The organism is Prauserella isguenensis (assembly GCF_014191605.1).
Lineage (GTDB): Bacteria > Actinomycetota > Actinomycetes > Mycobacteriales > Pseudonocardiaceae > Prauserella > Prauserella isguenensis.
On sequence record NZ_JACHWU010000005.1, the window covers coordinates 1 to 18,375 of the forward strand.

16 protein-coding genes are annotated in these 18,375 nt (G+C 70.6%); 7 read left to right on the forward strand and 9 right to left on the reverse strand.

Annotated elements, in window-relative coordinates; all coding sequences use genetic code 11:
* Window positions 1-309 precede the first annotated feature (309 nt).
* Both glnA and FHS23_RS18485 read right to left on the reverse strand, forming a co-directional pair.
* Complete coding sequence (gene glnA, locus FHS23_RS18480; RefSeq protein WP_183657486.1) at window positions 310-1,653, reverse strand: type I glutamate--ammonia ligase; 1,344 nt, start codon at window positions 1,651-1,653, stop codon at window positions 310-312.
* A gap of 24 nt (window positions 1,654-1,677) precedes the next feature.
* Window positions 1,678-2,985, reverse strand: a complete 1,308-nt coding sequence (locus FHS23_RS18485; RefSeq protein ID WP_183657488.1) for an MFS transporter — start codon at window positions 2,983-2,985, stop codon at window positions 1,678-1,680.
* 117 nt (window positions 2,986-3,102) lie between these two features.
* On the opposite strand from FHS23_RS18485, the gene FHS23_RS18490 reads away from it, so the two are divergent.
* Entirely contained in the window at window positions 3,103-4,086 is a 984-nt protein-coding gene (locus FHS23_RS18490) for a GlxA family transcriptional regulator (RefSeq protein ID WP_246382446.1), read from the forward strand.
* Window positions 4,087-4,239: 153 nt separating this feature from the next.
* Window positions 4,240-5,013: an LppX_LprAFG lipoprotein gene (locus tag FHS23_RS18495; RefSeq protein WP_183657503.1), complete on the forward strand. Its 774-nt coding sequence runs from the start codon at window positions 4,240-4,242 to the stop codon at window positions 5,011-5,013.
* A gap of 72 nt (window positions 5,014-5,085) precedes the next feature.
* Here the strand turns inward: FHS23_RS18495 and FHS23_RS18500 are convergent, their stop codons facing one another.
* Window positions 5,086-6,645 (reverse strand): alpha/beta hydrolase, encoded by a 1,560-nt coding sequence (locus tag FHS23_RS18500; protein WP_343054072.1) that lies wholly within the window; start codon window positions 6,643-6,645, stop codon window positions 5,086-5,088.
* Between the two features lie 49 nt (window positions 6,646-6,694).
* Here FHS23_RS18500 and secA2 point away from each other — a divergent pair, with 49 nt between their 5' ends.
* From secA2 to FHS23_RS18515, 3 genes are all read left to right on the forward strand, one after another.
* Window positions 6,695-9,352, forward strand: coding sequence for an accessory Sec system translocase SecA2 (gene secA2, locus FHS23_RS18505; protein ID WP_183657510.1), 2,658 nt, complete (start codon window positions 6,695-6,697; stop codon window positions 9,350-9,352).
* A 93-nt stretch (window positions 9,353-9,445) separates the two neighbouring features.
* Window positions 9,446-11,164, forward strand: coding sequence for an NAD+ synthase (locus tag FHS23_RS18510; RefSeq protein WP_183657512.1), 1,719 nt, complete (start codon window positions 9,446-9,448; stop codon window positions 11,162-11,164).
* A gap of 4 nt (window positions 11,165-11,168) precedes the next feature.
* Window positions 11,169-11,807, forward strand: coding sequence for a methylated-DNA--[protein]-cysteine S-methyltransferase (locus tag FHS23_RS18515; protein ID WP_183657515.1), 639 nt, complete (start codon window positions 11,169-11,171; stop codon window positions 11,805-11,807).
* A 37-nt stretch (window positions 11,808-11,844) separates the two neighbouring features.
* Here the strand turns inward: FHS23_RS18515 and FHS23_RS18520 are convergent, their stop codons facing one another.
* A complete protein-coding gene (locus tag FHS23_RS18520) occupies window positions 11,845-12,519 on the reverse strand; it encodes a DUF998 domain-containing protein (protein WP_183657518.1) in 675 nt (224 codons plus the stop codon).
* A 223-nt stretch (window positions 12,520-12,742) separates the two neighbouring features.
* Here FHS23_RS18520 and panB point away from each other — a divergent pair, with 223 nt between their 5' ends.
* Entirely contained in the window at window positions 12,743-13,642 is a 900-nt protein-coding gene (gene panB / locus FHS23_RS18525; protein ID WP_183657521.1) for a 3-methyl-2-oxobutanoate hydroxymethyltransferase, read from the forward strand.
* 21 nt (window positions 13,643-13,663) lie between these two features.
* Here panB and FHS23_RS18530 read toward each other — a convergent pair whose 3' ends face one another.
* A complete protein-coding gene (locus tag FHS23_RS18530; protein WP_183657524.1) occupies window positions 13,664-14,455 on the reverse strand; it encodes a helical backbone metal receptor in 792 nt (263 codons plus the stop codon).
* 94 nt (window positions 14,456-14,549) lie between these two features.
* On the opposite strand from FHS23_RS18530, the gene FHS23_RS18535 reads away from it, so the two are divergent.
* Window positions 14,550-15,494, forward strand: coding sequence for an ATP-binding protein (locus FHS23_RS18535; RefSeq protein WP_183657527.1), 945 nt, complete (start codon window positions 14,550-14,552; stop codon window positions 15,492-15,494).
* A 6-nt stretch (window positions 15,495-15,500) separates the two neighbouring features.
* Here the strand turns inward: FHS23_RS18535 and FHS23_RS18540 are convergent, their stop codons facing one another.
* The 4 genes from FHS23_RS18540 to FHS23_RS18555 are packed head-to-tail and all read right to left on the reverse strand — an operon-like array spanning window position 15,501 to window position 18,363.
* The gene (locus FHS23_RS18540) at window positions 15,501-15,749 is read right to left on the reverse strand and encodes a hypothetical protein (protein ID WP_183657529.1); all 249 of its coding nucleotides are present in this window, start codon (window positions 15,747-15,749) and stop codon (window positions 15,501-15,503) included.
* Between the two features lie 24 nt (window positions 15,750-15,773).
* Window positions 15,774-16,733, reverse strand: coding sequence for a hypothetical protein (locus FHS23_RS18545; protein WP_183657532.1), 960 nt, complete (start codon window positions 16,731-16,733; stop codon window positions 15,774-15,776).
* 17 nt (window positions 16,734-16,750) lie between these two features.
* Window positions 16,751-17,755, reverse strand: a complete 1,005-nt coding sequence (locus FHS23_RS18550; protein WP_183657535.1) for an NlpC/P60 family protein — start codon at window positions 17,753-17,755, stop codon at window positions 16,751-16,753.
* 2 nt (window positions 17,756-17,757) lie between these two features.
* Window positions 17,758-18,363: a hypothetical protein gene (locus tag FHS23_RS18555; RefSeq protein WP_183657537.1), complete on the reverse strand. Its 606-nt coding sequence runs from the start codon at window positions 18,361-18,363 to the stop codon at window positions 17,758-17,760.
* Window positions 18,364-18,375 lie beyond the last annotated feature (12 nt).

An 18,375-nucleotide genomic window follows, 5' to 3' on the forward strand; every position in this document is an offset into this window, starting at 1 on the left:
GCTAGCTCAAAAACCCCAAAAAAAAGGGGCACAAAGCAACAAAACAAAGCTCACAAACACACTGTTGAGTTCTCAAACAACACGCAGTTGGTTTTTAGCCCAAGAGCGCCATCAACCGCGGGAACTTACCTCGTGGAGATTCGTTGCTCGGGTTGTGGCCCCCTTGAGGGCCGACCAAGAAGCTTACCCGGTCCGTCTCGCGGAGTCAACCTCCGCCTCGTCCCGTCCGCTCCTTGGCGACGAAGAGAACATTACACGGCCGCGAACCCCCCCTGAAACAGGGGGGTCCCCTTATTGCGAAACCGCAGGTCAGAGCACCGGGAGCAGGGTCCGGAGCTCGTACGGCGTCACCGAGCTCCGGTAGTTGTTCCACTCGGTGCGCTTGTTCCGGAGGAAGAAGTCGAAGACGTGCTCGCCGAGCGCCTCCGGCAACAGCTCCGAGTTCTCCATCTCCGTCAGCGCCTCGCCCAGGTTCTGCGGCAGCTGCTTGTAGCCGGCGGCCTTCCGCTCCACCTCGGAGAGCGCCCAGATGTCGTCCTCCGCCGCGGGCGGCAGCTCGTAGCCCTTCTCGATGCCCCGCAGGCCGGCGGCCAGGATCACCGAGTACGCCAGGTACGGGTTGCACGCCGAGTCGAGCGACCGGATCTCCACACGCCGGGACGACGCCTTCCCCGGCGAGTACATCGGCACCCGGACCAGCGCGGAGCGGTTCGCCCTGCCCCAGGACACCGCCGTCGGGGCCTCCCCGCCGACGATCAGTCTCTTGTACGAGTTGACCCACTGGTTGGTGACCGCGGAGATCTCGCGTGCGTGGTGCAGCAGCCCGGCGACGAACGCTTTACCGGTCTCCGACAGCTCGTACGGGTCCTCGGGGTCGTAGAAGGCGTTGCGATCGCCCTCGAAGAGGGACACGTGGGTGTGCATCCCCGAGCCCGGATGGTCGGTGAACGGCTTCGGCATGAACGTCGCGCGCACGCCCTGGGTCAGCGCGACCTCCTTGACGACGTACCGGAACGTCATGACGTTGTCGGCCATCGTGAGCGCGTCCGCGTAGCGCAGGTCGATCTCCTGCTGCCCCGGCGCGCCCTCGTGATGGCTGAACTCGACGGAGATGCCCATCGCCTCGAGGGCCTCGATGGCGTGCCGCCGGAAGTGGGTCGCCGTGGCGTGGCTGGCCTGGTCGAAGTAGCCACCGTTGTCGGCGGGGGTCGGTTCCTTGCCGTCCTCCGGCAGATCCTGCAGGAGGTAGAACTCGATCTCGGGATGCACGTAGCAGGTGAACCCCGCCTCGCCCGCCTTCGACAGCTGGCGGCGCAGCACGTGCCGCGGGTCGGCCCACGACGGCGAGGCGTCGGGCATCGCGATGTCGCAGAACATCCGCGCCGAGTAGTGTCCGCCGTCGGCCTGCTCCCACGGCAGCACCTGGAACGTCGACGGGTCGGGCTTGGCGATCATGTCCGACTCGTAGACCCGCGCGAAGCCCTCGATCGCGGAGCCGTCGAACCCGATGCCCTCGGAGAACGCGCCCTCCAGCTCTGCTGGGGCGATGGCCACCGACTTGAGGAAGCCCAGTACGTCGGTGAACCAGAGCCGCACGAAACGAATGTCGCGTTCCTCGAGTGTGCGCAGCACGAACTCCTGCTGACGATCCATGAGCGTGACCTTATGCGCACCGTGTTAACGGAATGTTTCGAGGGTTTCGCCGTGTCGGCGGATGCGCGCGGACATCCACGCGGCGAGCACGCACAACCCACCCGCGGCGTACCAGGCGAGGTCGTAGGAACCCAGGTGATCGCGGACGAAACCCGCGCCTGAGGCGGCCAGCGCCGCGCCGATCTGGTGCGACGCGAACACCCATCCGAACACGATCGGTCCCGCGTCCGCGAACCATTCGCGGCACAGCGCAACGGTCGGCGGAACGGTGGCGACCCAGTCCAGCCCGTAGAAGACGATGAACGCCCACATCGGCGGTTCGGTCGTCGGCCCGAACAGCTGCGGGAGGATCGCCAGGGACAGCCCGCGCAGCACGTAGTAGACGGCGAGCAGTAGGCGTGGGTCGACACGGTCGGTGAGCCACCCGGAGAAGACCGTGCCCACGATGTCGAAGATCCCGACCACGGCGAGCAGGCCCGCCGCGGCCGTCGCGGGCATGCCGTGGTCGTGCGCGGCGGGGACGAAGTGGGTACCGATCAGCCCGTTCGTCGAGGCTCCGCAGATCGCGAAACCACCTGCCAGCAGCCAGAACGCAGGCGCCCGCATCGCACGCCGCAGGATGCGCAGCGCGTGGGCCGCGCTGCCGCCCGCAGGACGCGCGGCGGTCTCCCCTTCGGAACCGGTGTCGTGGGTCTCGCCCGCCGCGGACGCACCGTAGGCCACCGTGCCGACGTCGCGCGGACGATCCCGCAGGCACAGCAGCACCACCGGCACGACCGCGAGCGCGGCCGCCGCGATCAGCAACGACGCCCATCGCCAGCCGTGTCCCGTCGCGAGCCCGGCGACGAGCGGCAGGAACACGAGCTGCCCCGCGGCGCTCGCCGCCGTCAGGATCCCGCTGACCAGGCCGCGGTGAGTGACGAACCACCGGCCGGTCACGGTGGCCACGAACGTCAGTGCCATCGCCCCGGTGCCCGCGCCGACGAGCACGCCCCAGCACAGCAGCAGCTGCCAGGATGCGGTCATCAGCACCGTCAGGCCGCTGCCCGCCGCCACGAGTACCAGCGCACCGGCGACGACGCGCCGCATGCCCAGTCGTTCCATCAGCGCCGCGGAGAACGGGGCGATCAGGCCGTAGAGCAGCAGATTCACCGACACGGCCAGGGAGATCGTGCCGCGGGACCAACCGAACTCGGCGTGCAGCGGATCGATCAGCACGCTGGGCGCGGCGCGGAAGGCGCCCGCGGACAGCAGCGCCACGAACGCCGTCGCGGCGACGAGCCACGCCCAGTGCGGTCGCCATCGGCGCAGCGACGTCAAGCGTGAGGGCACAGGCGGCGACGTACGCGGTGACGTCGAAGTACGTGGGGAGATCACGGGATCCGAGGATGCGCCGTCGCGCCCCTCGGGACGAGTGGCAAGAATGCCAACATGTGCGAAGATCTTGCCATGAGCGCGCACCGGGTGGTGATCCTGGCCCTCGGCGAGGTCGTCGGCTACGACATGCAGATACCGCCACAGATCTTCGCGTGCGCCGAACGCGACGGGCGCTCGCTGTACGACGTGCGCGTCTGCGGGGTCGACGACCGGCCGGTGCGCGTGTCGTCCGGATACTCCGCACTCCTCGACCACGGCCCCGAAGCCCTCGACGACGCCGACACGGTGATCGTGCCCGGCACCCGGCTGGCCGGGCCGCGCCGCGACGGTTCGCTCCCCGATGACGTGTCCGCGGCCCTCGCGCGCGTGCCCGCGTCCGCCCGGACCATGTCGATCTGCACCGGCGCGTTCGTCCTCGCAGCGGCCGGCCTGCTCGACGGACGCCCGGCCACGACACACTGGGCACACGCCGACCGCTTCCGCGCGCTCTACCCTGGGGTCCGCCTGGACGAGAACGTGTTGTTCGTCGACGACGGTGACGTGCTCACCTCGGCGGGCCTCGCCGCGGGCGTCGACCTCTGCCTGCACGTCGTCCGTGCCGACCACGGCAGCGACGTCGCCAACCGCGCCGCCCGCTACTGCGTCGTCCCGCCGTGGCGCGACGGCGGGCAGTCGCAGTACATCGAGCGCCCCGTCACCGACGAAGGCGCCGGCAGTACCGCGCCCACCAGGGCATGGGCGCTGGAACGGCTCGGCGAACCACTCGATCTGGCCGCTCTCGCCGCTCACGCACGGATGAGTATGCGCACCTTCAACCGCCGGTTCCGCGACGAAACCGGCCTGCCACCGCACACCTGGCTGACCCGGCAACGGCTGCTGCACGCCCGGCACCTGCTCGAGGTCACCGAGCTGCCCGTCGACCGGGTCGCCGCCGAATCAGGCCTCGGCACCGCGGCGTCGCTGCGCAAACACCTGCGCGACGCCATCGGCGTCTCCCCGCTCACGTACCGGCGCACGTTCGCCACCCGTGCCGACGGCGCACCCGTCGAACGCTGAGCGGACCGCGGGGACGGCCTCCGGCCGGCAGTACCGGCCAGCCCCTCACCCACCACCACCCAACCGGACGGCCTCCGGCCGGCAGTACCGGCCAGCCCCTCACCCTCCACCACCCAACCGGACGGCCTCCGGCCGGCAGTACCGTCTCTAGGCATGTCCCGGCGGATCCTGGTCGTCACCACATCGCTGCTCGTGCTCGTCGCCGGGTGCACCTCGTCGCCCGAGGCGCCGGAGAGCGAGCCGCCGGGCGCCTCCCTCGTCCGCGAGGCCTCGGCCGCGCTCCGCGACGTGACCAGCGTTCGCTTCGACCTGCGCACCCAGGGAGCTCTGCCCGGCTTTCCGATCCGCTCGATCGACGGCGTCGCCACGCGCGACGGCTGGGCACAGGGCGAGGTCGACCTGCAGCTACCGGACGGTCGCATGCAGTACGAGTACGAACTGGGCGACCGGGACGACACCTCCCCGAGCGAGGCGCCGAGGTCGACGGCCCAGGACGGCGGCAGCGCCGCGGCGGCCGACGACAGGACCGTCACGCTGACCGACTCCGACGACGTGACCACCACGGCGGTCGTACCGGAACGGTTCACGCCCCAGCATCTGATCGCACGCGACGGCGGTCTCCGGGACCTGCTCGGCGACGCGATCGAGCTGAGCACCGAGAGTCGCGAGGACATCGGCGACGTGCCGACCTACCGGGTCAGCGGCACCCTGCCCCAGGCCGACATCTCGGAACTGCTGCCCGGCGTGCGCGACGACGTCGCGGTCAAGTTCTGGGTCACCGACAACCCCGAACGCACCCTGCTGCGGGTCTGGCTGCAGGTGCCGCCCGCGAAACCCAACCAGGGCGCCACGATGATCGAACTCGGACTGAGCGAGCACAACCAGCCCGTCGAGGTGTCCAGCACGGCGGCGACGCCGACCGGCTGAGGCCGCCGCCACGGCCGCGACCCCGCGCGCCGACGTCCAGGGCTCGACACGGCACTCCGACGGCCACGCCACTCACGCGCAGCGCTTGCCCTCCGGAGGCAGCGTCCCGTCGATCAGGTAGCGGGTACCCGCCTGGTCCACGCACTGGTTGCCCTGCAGGAACACGGTGTGCTGGTTGCCCTCGAAGGTGAGCAGGCCGCCGCCCATCGCCTTCGCCAGCTGCACTCCCGCCTGGTACGGCGTCGCGGGGTCGTTCGTCGTCGACACCACCAGCGCGGGCGGCACACCGTCGACGTCCGGCAGATGCGGTTCGGAGGTGTTCTCGACGGGCCAGAACGCGCAGGCGTCCCTGGCCGCCGACGGCCGTGTTCCCGGGTCGAGGAACGGGGCGACCTCGGCGTAGCGCCGCTGCGCCTCGCGGATCTTCGCCTTGTCCTCGACCGGCGGGTCGTCGACGCAGCGGATCGCGACGAACGCGTCCTGCGTACTGGCGTACTCGCCCGAGGAGTCGCGCTCGTTGTACATGTCGGCCAACGCCATCAGGGTCGAGCCGTTGCCCCGGGAGAGTTCGACCAGGCCGTTCTTCAACTGCGGCCACATGCGTTCCGAGTACAGCGCCTGGATGGTGCCGGTCGTGGCGTCGTCGTAGGACAGCGCGCGGCCGCCCACGTCGACGGGCTCGTCGAGCAGCGGCCGCACCAGGTCCTGATACGCCTTCGTCGCGTCGCCCGACAGCGGGCAGTCGGAACGCTCCTGGCACCACCCGGCGAACTCCCCGAACGAGCGGCCGAAGCCTTCGCCCTGCGACACGAGCGATTCGACGGAGTCCTGTTCGGGGTCGAGCGCGCCGTCGAGGACCAGTGAGCGGACGTTGCGGGGGAAGCGTTCGGCGTAGGTGTAGCCGATGCGCGTGCCGTACGAGTAGCCGACATAGCTCAGCTTGCGGTCACCGAGCACCGAGCGCAGTACGTCCATGTCCTGCACGACCTCGCGGGTGCCCAGGTGGGCGAGCATGTCCTCGCCGTGATCGGTGCGGCGCGCGCACTTGGCGGCGAACTGCCGTTCCTCCCGCTCCGCGGCCCGCACGCCCTGCTCGCTGCCGTCGTACTCGACGTCGTCGGCGCGGTCGGCATCACGTTCGGCGTCGGTGAGGCATTCGACGGTGGGTTCGCTCGCGCCGACGCCGCGCGGGTCGAAGCCGACCAGGTCGAACCGCTGGCCGATCTCCGTGTCCGCGGTCGGGCCCGCCATCGACGCCGCGTTCAGCATTCCCGACGCCCCGGGCCCGCCCGGGTTGACGACGAGCGAACCGATCCGGTCGTCGCCGGTGGCCTGGTGCCGCAGCAGCCCGAGCGAGATCGTCGCGGCGCCGGGCTCCTCGTAGTCCAGCGGCACGGTCAGCCGCGCGCACTCCAGCCCGTCCGCGCCGAACGACGAGCGCGCCATGTCGTTGGTGGCGTACTGCTCGCAGTCACCCCAGTCGAGCGCCTGCCCGTAGAACCGTTCGAGGCCCTCCGGCACAGGGCCGACCGGACCCTTCTGCTCGGACTCCTCCGGCGAGCACGCGGTCGTGAGCCCACCCAAGGCGAGTACACAGGTGGCGAGGGCCAGGTAGCGTTCGACTGAAGGCACAGAGGTGATCGTGCCATCGCAGGACGAGAAGCGAGATGGGAGACCACGCGTGGCGTTGATGAGCCGGGTGAGCAAGCGGTTGCGCAGGATCATCCAACGTCCGGCGAGCGTGGAACTGACGCGGTACGAGGCGTTGCTGCCGCGGATCGAGAAGCGCGAGCCGGAACTGGAGATGCTCGACGACAGCGAGCTGACCGCCGCCGCCACCGAGCTGGGCGACGAACTGTCCTCGACCGGGACGTTCAGCGACCGGCAGCTCGTCGAGGTGTGCGCGCTCGGCAGGGAGGCGGCGCGCCGCGGGCTGGGCGAGCGGGCGTTCGACGTCCAGCTGCTGGGCACGATGGGCCTGTTGACCGGACACGTGGTGCAGATGCAGACCGGTGAGGGCAAGACCCTCGCCGGTGCGCTGGCGGCCGCGGGTTACGCGCTGCAGGGCAAGCGGGTGCATGTCATCTCCGTCAACGACTACCTGGCACGTCGCGACGCGGAGTGGATGCGGCCCGTCTACGACCTGCTCGGCGTGTCCGTCGGCTGGGTCGAGCCGTCGTTGGAGACGGCCGACCGGCGCGGCGCCTACAGCGCCGAGATCTGTTACGGCGCGGTCAGCGAGATCGGCTTCGACGTGCTGCGCGACCGGCTCGTCACCGACGCGGGCGACCTGGTGCAGGCCGATCCGGAGGTGGCGATCGTCGACGAGGCCGACTCCGTGCTCGTCGACGAGGCGCGTGTGCCGCTGGTCATGGCCGGCTCGGTGGACGCGGGAGTGGCCGACCTGGAGGTCGCCGACATCGTCCGCAGGCTGCGCGTCGGACTCCACTACGAGACCGACCCCGACGGGCGCAACGCGTGGCTGACGACGGCGGGCGCGTCCGTGGTCGAGAAGTCCCTCGGCGGTATCGACCTGTACGCCGAGGACGGGGCCGACAGGCTCGCCTCGGTCAACGTCGCGCTGCATGCGCACGCGCTGCTCACCCGCGACGTCGACTACCTCGTGCGGGACGGCAAGGTCCAGCTGATCAACGCCTCCCGGGGCCGCGTGGCCGAGTTGCAGCGCTGGCCGGACGGCCTGCAGGCCGCGGTGGAGGCGAAGGAGCAGCTGCCGCCGTCGGACCGGGGCGAGATCCTCGACTCGATCACGGTGCAGGCGCTCATCGCCCGCTATCCGCAGGTGGCGGGTATGACCGGCACGGCGGTGGCCGTCGCCGAGCAGCTGCGGGAGTTCTACGAGCTCGAGGTCGCGGTGATCCCTCCGAACACGCCGAACGTGCGCGAGGACGCCGGGGACCGCATCTACGCGGCGCCGAACAACAAGCTGCGCGCGATCGTGTCCGAGATCGAGGAGGTGCACGCGACCGGGCGGCCGATCCTGGTCGGCACCCAGGACGTCGCCGAGTCCGAGGAACTCGCCGAGAAGCTCGAGAAGGCCGGCCTGCCCTGTGTCGTGCTCAACGCGCGCAACGACGCGGAGGAGGCGGCGATCATCGCCGAGGCGGGCACGTACGAGCGGATCACCGTGTCGACCCAGATGGCGGGCCGCGGCACCGACATCCGCCTGGGCGGCGCCGACGGTTCCGACAGAGAACGCGTCGCCGAGACCGGTGGCCTGCACGTCATCGGCACCGCGCGTTACCCGAGCAGTCGCCTCGACGACCAACTGCGCGGGCGTGCCGGACGCCAGGGCGACCCGGGCAGTTCGGTGTTCTTCGCCAGCCTCAACGACGAGCTCGTGCTCGGCCACGCACCGGACGTGCCGGACGGCATCGACGCCGACCCCGAGACCGGCGAGGTCACCGACCACGCCGCACACCGGCAGATCAACCACGCCCAGCGCGTCGCCGAAGGTGTCGACCTGGAGATCCACCGCAACACGTGGCGCTACACGCGGCTGATCGAGCACCAGCGTTCCGAGCTGCTGAAATGGCGCGACGAGGTGCTGCGCACCGACACCGCCAAGAAGACCCTGAGCGAGCTCGCGGCCGGGACCGGCGACGCCGGGGACGGTTCCGGCGAGCGCACGGGGAAGAACGGCAAGAAGGCGAAGAAGGCGGCCGACGGCACGGGATCCGGGGACTCGGGGTCCGGGGACACGGGGCCCGGGGACACCGCGCCCGGGGACGCCCGGTCCGGCGAAGCGGCATCCGAGGACTCGGGGGCCGGGGATACGGGGGCCGCGGAGACAGCCGCCCGCGAGACCGACAGCGCTGACGAGATCGACGGCGCTCACGAGACCGGCGGCGCTGACGACACCGGCGGCGACGAGCCCGGCCGGACGACCTCCGGTGCACAGCGGCTCTCCGGAGCGCGTCTCACGGAGCTGGCCGAGAAGCTCGGCGAGGACGAACTCACGACCGTGTGCCGCCGCATCATGCTGTTCCACATGGATCAGCGGTGGGCCGATCACCTGGCGTTCCTCAACAACGTGCGCGAGACGATCCACCTGCGGGCGATGGCCAGGGAGCAGCCCCTCGACGAGTTCCACCGCGCCGCGATCCCGGAGTTCCACAAGATCCGCGGCGAGGTCGAGTCGCGGTCGGCGGAGACCCTCGCCTCCGCCGAGGTCACCTCCGACGGGATCGACCTCGCTGCGGCGGGTGTGCGCAGGCCGACGTCGACGTGGACGTACCTGGTGCAGGACAACCCGTTCGACTCGGACGCCGAGCAGGCGCTGAAGAAGGTGCGCGGGATGCTGCGCAAGAAGCGCAGCTGACGGCGCGCCCGGCAGCGCGTGCCCGACAGCGCACCCGGCGACGAGCGCGATCTCACGAGCGGAGCGGTGCGCGGGTGCGCGACAATTGACGGCATGCCGCACCTGCGCATCGCACTCGCCCAGATCAACCCGACCGTCGGCGACCTGAACGGGAACTCCGACCTGATCGTCGAACGGGCCCGCGAGGCCGCCGACGCGGGAGCGCACATCGTCGTGTTCCCGGAGATGACGCTCACCGGGTATCCCGTGGAGGACCTGGCGCTGCGGGAGACGTTCGCGCGCGCGTCACGGGAGCAGGTCGACACGGTCGCACGGCGGCTCGCCGACACGGGCTGCGGTGACCTCCTGACCTACGTCGGCTACCTCGACCAGGACGAGGCGGGCCCGCGCAACGCCGTCGCCGCGCTGCTGGGCGGCGAGGTCGTCGCCACGCAGTACAAGCACCACCTGCCGAACTACGGCGTGTTCGACGAGCGCCGCAATTTCAAGCCGGGCGCCGAGCTCGACGTCGTACGCCTGCACGGCGTCGACATCGGCATGGTCGTCTGCGAGGACCTGTGGCAGGACGGCGGTCCGGTCGCGGCACTCGGCGAGGCGGGTGTCGATCTCGTCGTGTCGCCGAACGCCTCACCGTACGAACGCGCCAAGGACGACGTCCGGCTGCCGCTGGTCGCCTCGCGCGCCCGGGAGGCCGGTGCTCCTGTGGTCTACACCAACTGCGTGGGCGGACAGGACGACCTGGTGTTCGACGGCGACTCGATCGTTGTCGGCGCGGACGGCACACTACTCGCACGCGCCCGCCAGTTCGCCGAGCAGGTGCTCGTCACGGACGTCGAGGTGCAGGAGGCCACCCACACCGCGGAAGGCGGGTTCGCCGGCCTTCGCGTGCACCGACGGACGTTGAGCGACGGCCCGGTGCCCCCGCGCGAACCGCTGGGCGACCCGGTGATCGGCGAGCCGCTAGCGGACGAGGCCGAGGTCTGGTCGGCCCTCGTGCTCGGCTTGCGCGACTACGTCCGTAAGAACGGCTTCGGCTCGGTGATACTCGGCCTGTCCGGCGGCATCGACTCGGCCGTGGTCGCCGCACTCGCGGTCGACGCACTCGGGCCGGAGAAGGTGTACGGCGTGGCGATGCCCTCGGATTACTCCTCCGAACACTCCAAATCGGACGCCGCCGACCTGGCCGCACGACTGGGCTGCCACTTCCGGCTCGAGCCGGTGGCCGACATGGTGAAGGTGTACGTCGACCGGCTCTCGCTTCAGGGCCTGGCCGAGGAGAACATTCAGGCCCGCGTGCGCGGCATGCTGCTGATGGCGTTGTCCAACCTGGACGGCCACCTCGTGTTGGCGACGGGCAACAAGACCGAGATCGCCGTCGGCTACTCGACGATCTACGGCGACGCCGTCGGCGGGTTCGCGCCGATCAAGGACGTGTTCAAGACGCACGTGTGGGCGCTCGCGCGCTGGCGCAACGACGAGGCCGTCAAACGCGGGGAGACAGTCCCGATCCCGGAGAACTCGATCTCGAAGCCGCCGTCGGCGGAGCTGCGTCCCGGCCAGATCGACACGGACTCGCTGCCGGACTACGAACTGCTCGACGACGTGCTCGACGACTACGTCGAAGGCGACCGCGGCTACGCGGATCTGCTCACCGCCGGGTTCGACGCCGAGGTGATCGACCGCGTGGTGCGCATGGTCGACGGGGCCGAGTACAAGCGCAGGCAGTACCCACCGGGCACGAAGATCACGTTCAAGGCCTTCGGCCGCGACCGCAGGCTGCCGATGACCAACCGCTGGCGCGAGACCCACTGACGTCATGATCGGCGGCGGCGGTGTGACGGTGTTCCCGACGGCGATCGGGCACTGCGGACTCGCGTGGGCACCGGAGCCCGCCGCCGCGATCCTCGGCGCCCAGCTCCCGGAGACCGACGTCGAGACGACCCGGGCACGGCTGCGCACCCGCTTCCCCGACGCAGTCGAACACCCGGCTGTCGACCCCCACCGCGCCGACCCCGGTGCGTACGGCGTCGGTGCACACGACGTCGGCGCATACGACGTCGGCGGTGTGGAAGGACCGGTGCCGCCGTGGGTCCTTGAGGTGATCGACGCTGTGGCGGCCTCGCTGGCGGGCGAGGAGGTCGATCTGTCCGCCGTCCCGCTGAACCTGGCTTCGGTGCCGCCGTTCCACGCGCGGGTGTACGAGGTCGCGCGCACGATCCCGCGGGGGACGACGACCACCTACGGCGAGCTCGCGCGGCTGCTCGGCGAACCGGGCGCGGCGCAGGCGGTCGGGCAGGCACTCGGCGCGAATCCGTTCGCCCCGATCGTGCCGTGTCATCGCATCCTCGCCGCAGGCGGCAAGCCGGGCGGATTCTCCGCGGCGGGCGGCGTCGCGACGAAGGAACGCATCCTCGAGGCCGAAGGCGTCCACCTCACACCGCCCACACTGTTCTGAACAGGCGCCGGGCCTGCGGCCCTTCTGGACGCGCGTGTCAGATCTCGGTGCGGTCGTGACCGGTCCTGCGGAGGTAGGCGACCCCGGCGCCGAGGACGATGCTCGCGCTGATCATCTGTCCGCGCGAGGCCAGTCCGGCGAACTCGCCGGGTCCGACGACGTCGTCCAGGACCAACAGCAACCATGCGACCGTGCCGAGCGTGACGCCGATCGCGGGCGCGGCCATCCACCTGCCGTGCCACCACAGCAGCAGCGCGACCGGCCCCGCGGCGCAGAAGACGTTCACCAGAATCGACGCGGCGATGTGGAGCTGCCCACCGAGCGAAGGATCCGGTTCGGGGGTGCATCCCCCCGCGGCCACGGCGCGGCATTCGAGCGGGAAGATCGCGCGGACGAGGTACAGCACACCGAGCATGCCGAGGAGCGCCATCGTGGCCCGCGCCCGGTTGTGCACGGGCGCGAGGCGCAGCAGCGGCGGCACCGCCAGCACGAGCGCCACCCCGGCCACCAGTTCCGCGGCACGGAACACGGGCGCGAACGGCTGACCCGGCACGGCGAGCGCGGACGTCACGGTCCGCAACGGGGACATGGGGGTGTGCAGGACGAGTTCCGCCAACCAGCCGAGCTGGCCGATGATGGCGATGACCAGCAGGGATACCCCCGCTCTACGCACCGCGGTCAGGGTCGTGGGACCGCGGAGCTCCGGCAGCATAGCGAACTGACTATCACGCTATCGGCCGAACCGAAACCCGTCATGGCGTCACACACAGCGTGATGGGTCCATTACCCGGCAGCGATACGGCCACCCGGCCGCTGTGAAGCTGCTCGCACCGAGCTTCCTGCTCCGCGAAGGGAGGTGCCACGCTCGGTGACGTAACGATCCACAACCCGGGGACCTGCCGCGCAGGCCTCGAGGGAAGGACGGTTCGACGACGATGTCCGTTTCCGAAACCCCCGGAGACTCCGCGGGCGAGCAGCCTGCGCCGTACGGCTCCGGTACCGGCACACCCGGCGACCACAGTGGCGGTTCACCCGAGCGCAGGAAGGTCCGCATCCACCATCTGCGCCAGTGGAAGGAACGCGGGCAGCCCTGGCCGATGCTGACCGCCTACGACATGTACACGGCGAAACTGTTCGACGACGCCGACATTCCGGTGCTGCTCGTCGGCGATTCGGCCGCCAACAACGTCTACGGCTACGACACGTCCCTGCCGGTGACGGTCGACGAGCTGCTCCCGTTGGTCCGCGCCGTCTCGGGTGCGGCGACGCACGCGCTCGTCGTGGCCGATCTGCCGTTCGGCTCGTACCAGGTGTCGGTCGAGCAGGCCGTCGCCACGGCGGTGCGGTTCATGAAGGAAGGGCGCGCCCACGCCGTGAAGCTCGAGGGCGGACGCCGGTTCGCTCAGCATGTCGAGGCGATCACGGCCGCCGGTGTACCGGTGATGGGCCATATCGGGTTCACGCCGCAGTCCGAGCACACGCTCGGCGGCTACCGGGTGCAGGGCCGCGGCGAAGCGGGAGTCTCACTGCTCGAGGACGCGCTCGCACTGCAGGACGCCGGGGCGTTCTCCGTCGTGATGGAGATGGTTCCCGGGGAGGCGGCGCGGCTGGTGACGCGCAAGCTGGCGATCCCGACGGTCGGTATCGGCGCGGGCCCGGAATGCGACGCGCAGGTACTCGTCTGGCAGGACATGGCTGGACTGCGTACCGGCGCGACACCGCGGTTCGTCAAACGCTACGCGGACGTCGCGGGCGAACTGACGCGTGCCGCACAGGCGTTCGCCGAGGACGTGCGCGGCGGCCAGTTCCCCGCCGAGGAGCACACGTTCGAGTGACCCACGCGGGCCGCGGGGTATTCACGGGAGCGCGGCCGAGAGTTTCCGGTGGGCGTCCACGAGGGACGGTCCGTACCACGTGAGATCGCGGCCGGAGACCAGCACGTACGGCACGCCGGGGAACGCGTCGGGGCCGTCGTCGTCGGTGAACGCCCACGGCTCGTCGGGCAGCACGAGCAGGTCGGCGTCGCCGTCGGCGAACCGTTGTCGCAACCCGTCGAGCTTCGGACGCGGATAGCGGTCGTCGGCGTCGGCGTAGACGTGGTCGACGCCGAGCCGGTGGAGGACGTCACCACCGAAGGTGTCCCTGCCCAGCACGACCCACGGTTTGCGCCACACCGGCACGACCGCCCGCGCCCGCACCGGCGGCGGCTCGGCCGTCCACAGCCGCTCCGCCTCGGCCAGCCACGCCGGCGCCGGGTCCGCCGTTCCGGCCGCCATGGCCAGCGGCCCCGTCAGCAGTGCCCGCAGCGAGGTGAGTGCGGCGGGCACCGTCGCGGGCGCCTCCATGACCCACACCGGGATCCCGGCGCCGCGGAGGGACCGCACGTCCTCGGGCCGGTTCTCCTCGGCGTTGGCGAGTACGAGATCGGGGCGCAACTCCGCCGCGGCACCGGCCGTCGGGTATTTCGATCCGCCGATCCGCGGGACGTCCAGCTCCGGCGGGTGCGTGCAGTAGTCCGTCGCCCCGACGATCAGGCCCGGCGTCGTGTGCTCGACGGCCTCGGTCAGTGCCGGCACGAGTGAGACGACCCGTTGCGGCGGCTCCGGCAGCGGCACCTCGGCGCCGAGGTCGTCGGTGAACGTCGTCATGGCGCCATGCTCCCCCACCCCGACCCGATCGGGTAACCGCTCCCCTCGGTACCGTGCGGCCAAAGATGAAAATGACATCCATTTGGGGGTTTTCATGAAGGTCGCGTTCGTGGGCAAGGGCGGCAGCGGCAAGACGACGCTCAGCGGCCTGTTCACCTCGTATCTGGCCGGATCCGGCGCACCGGTGCTGGCCATCGACGCCGACATCAACCAGCACCTCGCCGTCGCACTGGGCGCGACACCGGACGAGGCGGACGCACTGCCGACACTCGGCGACAACACCGCGCTGATCAAGGACTACCTGCGCGGCGACAACCCGCGCATCCCCAGCGCCGACGCCATGATCAAGACGACACCGCCGGGCCGTGGTTCGCGCCTGATGAGCCCGCGCGAGGACAACCCGATCACCGACGCCTGCGTGCGCGAGGTCGGCGGTGCCCGCGTCGCCGTGACCGGCCGGTTCACCGACGACGACCTCGGCGTCGCCTGCTACCACTCGAAGACCGGAGCCGCCGAACTGCTGCTCAACCACCTCGTCGACGAGGCGGGCGAGTACGTCGTCGTCGACATGACCGCGGGCGCCGACGCGTTCGCCTCCGGTCTGTTCACGCGCTTCGACGTCACGTTCCTCGTATGCGAGCCGACGATGCGCAGCGTCGGCGTGTACCGCCAGTACACCGAGTACGCACGGGATTTCGACGTGCGTCTCGCCGTGGTGGGCAACAAGGTCGCCGACGACGAGGACGTCGCCTTCCTACGCGAGGAGGTGGGCGACGACCTGCTCGGGTGGCTGTCCACGTCCCGGCACGTGCGCGCCGCCGAGCGCGGCAGGCACCGCCCGATCGGCGAACTCGAGCCCGCCAACCTGGCCGTGCTCGACACGATGCGCTCCACTGTGGACGCCGTCGAACGCGACTGGTCGGCCTACCAGGCGCAGGCCGTCGAACTGCACCTGCGCAACGCCCGTTCGTGGGCGGGTTCGGAACTGGCCGACCAGGTCGACCCGGATTTCGTGCCTGCTCCTCCGGCGCGCGTGTAGCCCTGCCTACCGATCGTCGTCGCGACCGTGGCCGTCGCGGTCGTGGTCGTCGCCCTCACGCCATTCGGCGTCGGCCTCGTCCGCGGCCTCGGTGCGCGCCTTGGCGATCTCGAGGGCCTGCCGGGCCGTCGCCTCGTCCGGATACGGCCCGAGCAGATCGATCGACCGTGACACCTCGCCGTGCTCGATCTCGCCGGTGCGGGTGTTGTACCACCAGCCCGACGGCGGATTCGCGTCCTTCTTACGCCAGCCCATGCCTCGAGCGTGGCACAGCCCGCGTCACCTGCGAAAGCGGTAGGGAATCTGGGTCGGCTCCGCCCCCGTCGGACCGAACACCGCCCCCTCGTCGTCGCCTCCCGTGGCACCCGCCGCCGAATCATCCGAATCCGAGGTGCTGTCGGCGGGCATCTCGTCGAACCAGTCCCGCTGGGCGGCGTCCGACGGTGGGGTGTTCGACGGTGGTGGGGTGGTCGACGGAGCCACGGCCGGGAACGACCCACTCGCCGTGGCGGGCCCCGCTGCCTGCGGCGCCCACTCACTCTGCGACGCCCACCCAGTCTGCGCCACTTGCCCGGCCTGAGCCGCCTGCCCGGTCTGCGCTGCCTGCGCAGTCGACGGCTGCGGGGATTGTGGGGGCGGGGATTGCGGTGGCTGGGGGGCCTGGGCGATGAATCCGGACGGCGGCGTCTCCCACACGGGTTGCGGGCCGATGTTCATCGGCGCGGCGCGGCCCTGGTCCGGTACGGACCGATCGGCCTGCGGACGGCTCCGCTCGACCACCGGGTCCAAACAGGACACGAGCACGGTCACCGAATCGGGGTCGTCGACCTTCCGTCCACTGCGCTCGCGGTAGACCATCTCGCCTTCGGAGTCGATCTCGACGAGGTAGCCCGCTTCGGCGAGCTGTTCCTCGTCGAGGTCGACGAGTCGTTCGGGCCGGGAGGGCACGACGCGATAGGCGGGCCAGTCCAGTCGCGCGTGGCCGTCGTGGAACTGGGCGAGGAGGTTCACCATCTGCTGCTGCCACGGCAACGGCATGCCTTCGACGAGCGCACGCGGCAGGACGACGTAGCCCTCCGTGACGCCGGGGTGCTCGCGCCGCAGGTAGTCCGACAGCGGCGTGCTCGACGCGGGCGGCGAGTTCCGCGGAGCCGGCGGGCGTGCCTGCATCGCGAACGGATCGATCTGCGCTGCGCCGCGGCCCGCGTTCTTGCCGCGCTTACCCCACTTCTTGCCCACGAGACACCCTCCTGCGTTCACACACCAGGCCGGACGGCCTGCGGGACGAGCCCACCCTCGTCCCACGACACGTCACGTACGTGCACCGGGACGCCGCTCTGTTGCGCCTCGACCATCTTGCCGTTCCCGAGGTACATCGCCACGTGGTGAATGGTGCTCGGGTCGGCCGTATCGTACGCCCAGAAGAGCAGGTCACCGGGTTGTGCCTGCTCGACGGGCAGCATGGAGCCCGCCTTGTACTGGTCGCGCGACACCCGGGGGATCGTGATACCGGCTGCCTCGTAGGCGCGCAACATGAGCCCGGAGCAGTCGTACGAGTCGGGGCCGGTCGCACCCCACACGTACGGTTTACCGCGTTCGCTCATCGCGAAGTCGATCGCCCGTTGCGCCGACGAGTTCGACGCCAGCACAACGCCGCCGCGCGCTTCGCCGCAGCCGCTCGCGTTCTGGATCTCGCCGACGTTCTGCACGAGGTGGACGGCCATCGGTTCCCACTCGTGGTACCGGTCGGGGAACGCCGACCGTTCGACGGCCTGCGCCGCCTCGCCGGGGCGTATGTGCTGCCAGCCCGGCACGTCCTCGAGGACGTCGTAGAACTTGTTGACCTGGTACGTCGGGTTGGTGACCTGTTCGGGCGTGCCCCAGCCCATCGAGGGGCGCATCTGGAAGATGCCCAGCGAGTCACGGTCGCCGTAGTCGAGGTTCTTCAGTCGCGATTCGGTCATGCCCGCCTGGATGGCGATCTGCCACGCACGCGGCGACATGCCCCGTTCCTTGCCGATCTTGATGATCAGCGACACGATCTCGCGTTGCTCGGAGTCGAGGGATCCGGCGTCGGCCTCACCGCTGTGGCCCTGTCCCGGACGCGTCGGCCCGATGGCGGCGTCGCACGACAGTTCCGTCACGTTGCCGCTCATGGCGGCCTGCTGGCGCGAGCCGTCGATGACGGTGATCAGCCCGACCGCCAGCACCACCGTGAGGGCTGCGGCCATGACGCACCCGAAGAGCAGTCCCCCACGCACGGCTAGCCCACCCGGCTGTAGTCGGAGACGCGCCAGCCCTGGTCGGTCTTGATCACGGTGACGGACAGGTCGGGGCCGTCGGTGGAGACAAGCGCCTCGACGGAACGCGAGTGCGAGTCACCCGCCTCGGCTTTGCCCTCGACCTTCGTCGCCGGAATGTTGGCCGGATCGACGCTGCGCATCACGGGCAGGAACTCGGCGGTGGTGTAGGGCCGCATACCGTCGATCCACGCGTCGACGGTCGTGTCGCCGTCGTGGTCGACCCACGCCGCCGCCCACTGTTCGGCGACGCGCAGCGCCTTCGGGTCCGCCGGCGCCTGGCTGGGTGTCTCCCGCGGTTCGGTCAGCCGGGTAACGGGCGGCAGGTCGGAACCACCGGATCCTTCGGATGCGCCCTGGTCGCCCTGCGCGCTGCCGGACTCCGACGTGGGCAGTTCGGCGCCGGAGGCCTGCCCGTCGGACACGAGCCGGGGCACGACGATGCCCGTCGCGACGATCAAGGCCACGAACAGGATGAGCGTGCCCGCCAGGTGCGACGGTGACCGCATCGGCCAGCTCCACAGGCGCCGGTAGATCGCCGCACGGCCACGGTTGGTGCGAATCGGCATGTCCGCTCGCCC